Source organism: Planktothrix tepida PCC 9214 (genome assembly GCF_900009145.1).
GTDB classification, from domain to species: domain Bacteria; phylum Cyanobacteriota; class Cyanobacteriia; order Cyanobacteriales; family Microcoleaceae; genus Planktothrix; species Planktothrix tepida.
Window position 1 is genome coordinate 154,528 of sequence record NZ_LN889817.1, and the last position, 7,362, is coordinate 161,889.

General features: G+C 38.7%; 1 protein-coding gene. It reads left to right on the plus strand.

What is annotated here, in order from left to right; translation table 11 throughout:
* Positions 1–82 precede the first annotated feature (82 nt).
* Positions 83–7,156, plus strand: a complete 7,074-nt coding sequence (locus tag PL9214_RS28900; protein ID WP_083580245.1) for a PAS domain S-box protein — start codon at positions 83–85, stop codon at positions 7,154–7,156.
* Positions 7,157–7,362 lie beyond the last annotated feature (206 nt).

The window sequence follows — 7,362 nt, forward strand, 5'->3', positions numbered from 1 at the left end:
AAGGTGGAGGTTTGTTTTTGATTCTGACTCAATAAAAAACAAATTTATCATTTTTCAACCCAAATCCAGAGGGGCAAGTCTTATGATAAATAAACAGCCATCATTGGCATCCAATTTAACTCAACGAGCCGAAACCCTAAAAGGTTTTTCTCAACAGATGAGTTTAGGGATTAGCATTTTAGGATTTTTGGGATTGCTGAGTTGGATGGGGCAACAAGTTTTTGCTGATTCGATTTTATTCCATCTGATTCCCTTAAATATTTATACCACAATCAGTTTAACCCTGAGTGGATTAAGCTTATGGTTCTGGCATTATAACAACCGAAATTTCTCCGAATCCCAGATCCCCAAAAATCTAAAATCAGCCCTGAAAATAGGAGAATTGAGCATCATTTTTATGGCTCTATTTACCCTCCTATATCATCTGTATGATCACATCTCCCTTTCCCTATTTCCAGCCTTTTTCAGTGGCTCTCTTCTAGTGCCAATGCAGATGAATACCGCTTTCGCATTTCTGATGCTGGGCGTGGCGTTGCTGCTTTTAAACCGCACTCATCCTCCTGATTTTTTCATTGAAATTTTGGTGATGGGGGCTGGATTTATCATGGTTTTAGGACTATTAACCCCGATTTACAATTACATTTATTTTGAACCCGAATTCACCCCAGAAATCCGATGGCAAACTGCAATTCTTGTGCTATTGCTGTGTAGTAGCCTATTAAGTGCTCGCCCCCATCGAGGATTAATGTTGATTCTCCTGGGGGACAGTATGGGTAGCCATCTGGCCCGTCAACTCTTACCTGGGATACTCTTGTTACCCCCAATTTTAGGGGGTTTGGGACTATGGGGGGTACAGAAAGCCCTCTATAACGAACCTATGGCGCTCGCCATCAGTACGACCCTAGATATGGTGATGTTATTAGGACTGGTGAGTTGGAATGCTAACACCCTCAACCAAATTGATCTGCGTCGGCGATATGCCGAAGTTAGCCTTCAAGAAACTAATTTACAACTCGAAAACCGAGTTGAAGAACGCACTCAACAACTGCGTGAAAGTGAAGAACAATTTCGACAATTAGCAGAAAATATTCGAGAAATCTTTTTTATTAATACCTTTAATCATACTCAACTCATTTATATTAGTCCCACATACCCAGAAATTTTTGGTCGTTCCTGTGAGAGTCTTTATCAAAATCCGAATTCTTGGTTTGATGCAATTCATCCCGATGATCGGAACCAGGTTAAAGTTGCTTTACAACAGCAAACCCAAGGGGAACCATTTTATCAAGAATACCGGATTATTCGCCCCGATGGTTCTCTGCGTTGGGTATTATCCCGCACGTTTTTTATTCGCAATAAGGCCGGAGAATATTACCGAATTGTCGGACTGGTGGAAGATATTACCCAACGTAAACAAGCAGAACTAGACTTACAACAAGCGAAAGTTAACTTAGAAACCCAAGTTTATGAACGGACTGCTGAGTTACAAACTTGGAAACAACGTTATGAAATCGCCGTTGAAGTCAGTGGTCAATTGTTATATGAATATGATTTATTAACTCAACAGCATACCTGGGGAAACAATGCCAAAACCTTATTAGGCTACGATGTTGCAGAAATGCCCCTGACCCTTGAAGGTTTTTTAAGTTTAATTCATCCTGATGATCGAGAAACCTGGCGACAAGAAACTCAAAAGATGTTGCAGAAAAACTCGCTTCGATTTCAATCTCAATATCGCTTACTCAACAAAAAAGGAGCTTATATTTGGATAGAAGATCAATGTTATTTGGCGACAATCAATGGAAATTATCGAACAAAACTTATTGGTTTTTTACGAGATATTAGTGAACAGAAAAGAATCGAAATTACCCAGTCTCAAATGGCTGCAATTATTGAATTCTCAGATGATGCGATTATTAGTAAAACCTTAGATGGGATGGTAATCAGTTGGAATATTGGGGCTGAACGGTTGTTTGGATATACAGCGACAGAAATGATGGGTCAATCGATCTCAATTTTATTACCCCCAGAACGTTTGTCTGAAGAAGCTGAAATTTTAGAACGACTGCTTCACGGTGAACGAATTCAACATTTTGAAACCGTCCGAACCCGAAAAGATGGCAGCTTAGTCCCTATTTCTTTAACAATTTCTCCGGTTAAAAATACCAAGGGAGAGATGATTGGAGTATCTAAAATTGCGCGAGATATTAGTGAACGTAAACGCATAGAAGCGGATTGGCGAGAAAGTGAAGAACGATTTCGCAGTGCCTTTGAAAATGCTTCGATTGGGATGGCAATTGTCAGTTTAAAAGGCCAGTGGATCAGGGTTAATCAAGCTTTATGTGAAATGCTGGGATATACTCAGGCAGAATTATTAAATTTAACCTTTCAAGACATTACCCATCCTGATGACTTAGAGAAAGATTGGGAAAATTATCATAATTTATTAAATCAAGTTATTCAAAATTATCAAAGTGAAAAACGATATCTTCATAAACAAGGACAGATCATTTGGGTCTTATTGAATAGTACATTAGTTCGAGATATTCAAGGAAATCCTTTATATTTTCTGGCTCAAATTCAAGATATTACTCAACGCAAACAACTTGAACAAGAATTACTGCAAAAACAACAATTATTAGATGCCTTTATTACCAGTGCGCCTGTGGGAATGACCGTTCTGGATGATCAACTGAAATTTGCTTTTATTAATCAAGCCCTTGCAGAAATCAATGGAATTTCAGTAGAAGAGCATATTGGTAAAACCCCTTGGGATATTGTACCGGATTTAGCCATTAAACAAGAAAAAATCTTTCACGAAGTTTTAAATGAAGGGAGAACCATTCTTTCCATTGAAATTTCAGGAGAAACCCTTAAACAACCCGGAGTTAATCGCACTTGGTTAGTTTCTTACTTTCCCATTCGTTCTCAATCTCAGAAACCCATTGCTATCGGAATTGTTGTGGCTGAAATTACCGACCGTAAACAAGCAGAAGCTGCCTTGCGCGATAGTGAAGCTCGTTTCCGAGCCATTTTTAACCAAACCTTCCAATTAATGGGACTGTTAACCTGTGAAGGCATGATTTTAGAAATTAATCAAACCGCCTTAGATTTTGCCGATTTACAGCATCAAGATATCGTGAATCAACCGTTTTGGAAAGGACACTGGTGGACAGTTTCTCCCCAAACTCAAGCCCAACTTCAGGATGCGATTCATCGAGCGGCTCAAGGGGAATTTATTCACTATGAAGTTGAAATTTATAGCCACAATTATCAACTGAAAACCCTGGATTTTTCTCTGCGTCCGTTATTTAATGAAACCGGAGAAGTCAAGCTTTTAATTGCTGAAGGACGAGATATTACCGAACAACAAACCTTACAACTGGAATTAGCCCAACGAGAATCCTGGTTAGATGCTTTTTTTGCTTGTGCTCCGGCTGGATTATTAATTTTAGATAATCAAAAACGATTTATTAAAGTTAACGATTCCATTGCTCGAATGCACCGAATTCCCGCTAAAGATCATATTGGTCAATCCATTCAAGATGTGTCTTGCGACTATACAGCCATTTTAGAATTTGTTGGCGATGAAGTTTTAAGCAAAGGAAACCCGATTTTAGATTTAGAAATTAGTGGCGAATCTAGTTATCCGGGGATTAGAAGTTATTGGATGGCATCGTTTTTCCCCCTATCAACGGATGTTCAAGGCTGTCCTTCCGGGGTGGGTGGGGTGTTCTTAGATATTACTGAACGCAAGCGAGTCGAATTAGAATTACGGTCTGTGAGTGAACGATTGCAATATTTACTAACGGTGAGTCCCGCCGTGATTTTTAGTTGTCAACCCCAAGCAGATTATGACATTACCTTTATGAGTGATAATGTTCGCAGTTTATTGGGATATTATGCGCCAGAATTTATTAAAAATTCTGGGTTTTGGTTAAGTCATGTTCATCCTGAAGATATTAAATTATTACGCTCAGGATTACAGCATATTTTAAAACGAGATGTTTTTAGTTATGAATATCGATTTTTACACGCTGATCACACCTATCGTTGGTTAGATATGCAAATGCGATTAGTTCGAGATTCTAAAGGACAACCTTTAGAAATTGTAGGATACTGGGTTAATATTACTGATCGCAAAAAAGCTCAAGCTGAACTCCAAATTACTCAAAGACGATTACAAACGGTGATTGAAACCATTGGAAATGGCATCACGTTAAGCAATAATCAAGGAGAATTTTTAATTTTTAATTCTCAAATGGAAAGCATCACTGGATATGGCTTAGAAGATACTCAAAGCCACCCCGATTTTATGAAGTTGCTATATCCTGATACTAAGGCTTATCAACAGGCGGGAGAACGTTTACAACAGGTGATTCATGAAGGCGCATTACATAATATTGAAACAACGATTATTACTAAATTAGGGGATACTAAAACTCTCTTGGTTTCAACAGTATTATTAGAAGATGAACGAGGAGAATTATTTTTAACGGTTTATCAAGATATTACCGAACGCAAACGCACAGAAGCTGCATTACAAGAAGTTAATGATTTATTACAAGCCACTATTCTAGCTGCTCCCGTTGCTATTGATGTGATTGATAAAAATGGGAAAGTCTTGGTGTGGAATCCAGCCGCAGAACGAATTTTTGGTTGGTCATTTCAAGAAGTGATTGGTCAATCTTTACCCATGATTCCTAATGATTCTATACAAGAATTTGAACAATTTGTGAATCATACATTTGTCGGAGATACCCTTAGCCAAGTGGAAACCAAACGTCAACGCAAAGATGGATCTTTAGTGGATATTAGTTTATCCACGGCTTTAGTGCGGAATTCCCAAGGTCAAATTATTGCGGCGATGGGAATTTGTGAAGATATTAGTGAACGCAAACGCACGGAGGAAGCGTTACGTCGTTATGAAAGAATTGTCGCCGCAACAACGGATCAAATTTGTTTAATTGATCGCAACTATACCTATCAGTTAGCGAACCCCGCCTATTTGAATCTTTATCATCAAGCTTTAGAGGATTTGATGGGTCGTCCTCTGATCAATTTGGTCGGTCAAGAGCAATTTGAACAGATGATGAAACCTCATTTAGAACGATGTTTACAGGGAGAAGTCATCCATACTCATTTTTGGTTAAGTTCTGCAACCTTAGAGTCTCAATTTCTCAGTATTACTTACGCGCCTTATTATGAACTCAACCAGAATATTTCCGGTGTGGTGATTAGTATTCGCAATTTAACGGAACTCAAAATCGCTGAAGAAAAATTACGACAAAGTGAAGAAGCATTAGTTGAAGCTCAACGCATTGCTCATATTGGAAATTGGAAATTTGATGTAGCCACTCAACAAATGAGTTGGTCAGAAGAAATGTACAGAATTTTTGGATTAGAACACCCCTATCCTGAACCCAATTATCAACAGTATTTACAGTATGTTCATCCCGAAGATCGCTCTAGTGTTGAGCAACATATTCAAGCCGCTATTCAAGGGGGGATTTCTTATGAACTGGATTATCGGATTATTAGAGCCGATGGTTCTATTCGCTATTTAGAAGTTCGGGGAGAAGGAGTTAGAGATCAACAAGACAATATTGTTCAACTGTTTGGAACAGCTTTAGATATTAGCGATCGCAAACAAGTGGAATTAGAACTACACAAAGCTAAAGAATCCGCAGAAATCGCCAATAAAGCCAAAAGCCTGTTTATTGCTAATATGAGCCATGAATTAAGAACGCCCTTAAATGCAATTCTTGGATTTGCTCAATTAATGAGTCATGATCCGATCATTCCCCCCTATCAACGGGAAAATTTAGAAATCATTCGCCGCAGTGGCGATCATCTGCTTCATTTAATTAATAATGTTTTAGATCTTTCTAAAATAGAAGCGGGACGCATGACCTTTGATCAAAGTAGCTTTGATCTCAATTATTTAATTTTATCTACCTGGGAAATGTTTCGCTTACGGGTAGAAGCAAAAGGATTAAAATTCATCCTCAATATTCAACCTGATGTTCCTCAAACGGTCATAACTGACCCCAATAAGCTCCGCCAAATTTTAATTAATATTTTAGGAAATGCGATTAAATTTACTCAGAAAGGCAGTGTGAGTTTAACGCTTAACAGGAAACTGGAAACCGGGAACACTCTACGCTTTGAAATTCAGGATTCAGGTGTTGGGATTTCTCCAGCAGAATTAAATAATATTTTTGATGCTTTTATTCAAAGTCAATCCGGTAAAAAAGCCCTAGAAGGGACGGGTTTGGGATTAACCATTAGTCAAAAATTTGTTGAATTAATGGGAGGATCTTTAGGGGTACAAAGTACCCTGGGTGTCGGAAGTACATTTTGGTTTGAAATTCCGGTACAGATTGCCCACAAAAGCCAAGTTCAATCACCCCAAATCAGTCGTCAAGTTTTATCTTTAGCTCCTGGTCAACCGAATTATCGAATTTTAGTGGTGGATGATCAACTCGAAAATCGTCAACTGATGATTAAATTATTAACTCAAATTGGATTTGAAGTTAAAGAAGCTGAAAATGGACACGAAGCTCTGATCCTCTGGCAAGAATGGCAACCCCATCTGATTTGGATGGATATTCGGATGCCGATTATGGATGGTTATGAAGCGACTCAACACATTCGCGCTAGTTTGCAGGGTCAAAGCACCGTGATTATTGCCTTAACCGCCTATGCCTCTAAAAGCGATCTCCATTCTGCTTTATCGGCTGGATGTAACGACTATTTGAGTAAACCCTTCCAAGAAGATGAACTATTTAGCAAAATGGCTAAATATTTGAACGTGGAGTATGTGTATGTAGACCCTAACCTTTCATCCCCTCGCTCTCCTATCCCCTCAGATTTGGTTAACCCAGTTTTAACGTCTGATAGCCTGTTAGTCATGACTCCTGAATGGATTACCAACCTCCAGGAAGCAGCCCAGTTGTGTGATGAAGAAGAGGTGCTGCGTCTGACTGAACAAATCCCCCCTGAACATCAAGGGATTGCAGCCAGTTTGCGGGCTTTAGCCCGTGATTTTCAATTCCAACAAATTCGACAGTTAACCTTGTCGGAAAATCCCTCTGAACAGTCTTCGGATTCATCTAATGTAATGGCTGAACATCCTGAGAAAGAAATGGGTTAACAAAAAGTAATATAAATATTAAAAATTATTTAAAATGGAGATCTCAAATATAGCAATCCCAAATAGATTGTAATAATTTAAAACTGATATGAAACAGCCAGAAGTATTATCCCTGTTCCCTGTTCCCTGTNGCCCTCTTCTGTCACTCTCCGGTTTTTCCTATGATTAGTAATTTCCAAAGCCACGTTATAGTCAACAGTCTGGGA

What these genes read in the sequence shown, in the direction of transcription:
- PL9214_RS28900 (WP_083580245.1), top strand. Translation starts at nt 83, where the DNA reads ATGATAAATAAACAGCCATCATTGGCATCCAATTTAACTCAACGAGCC.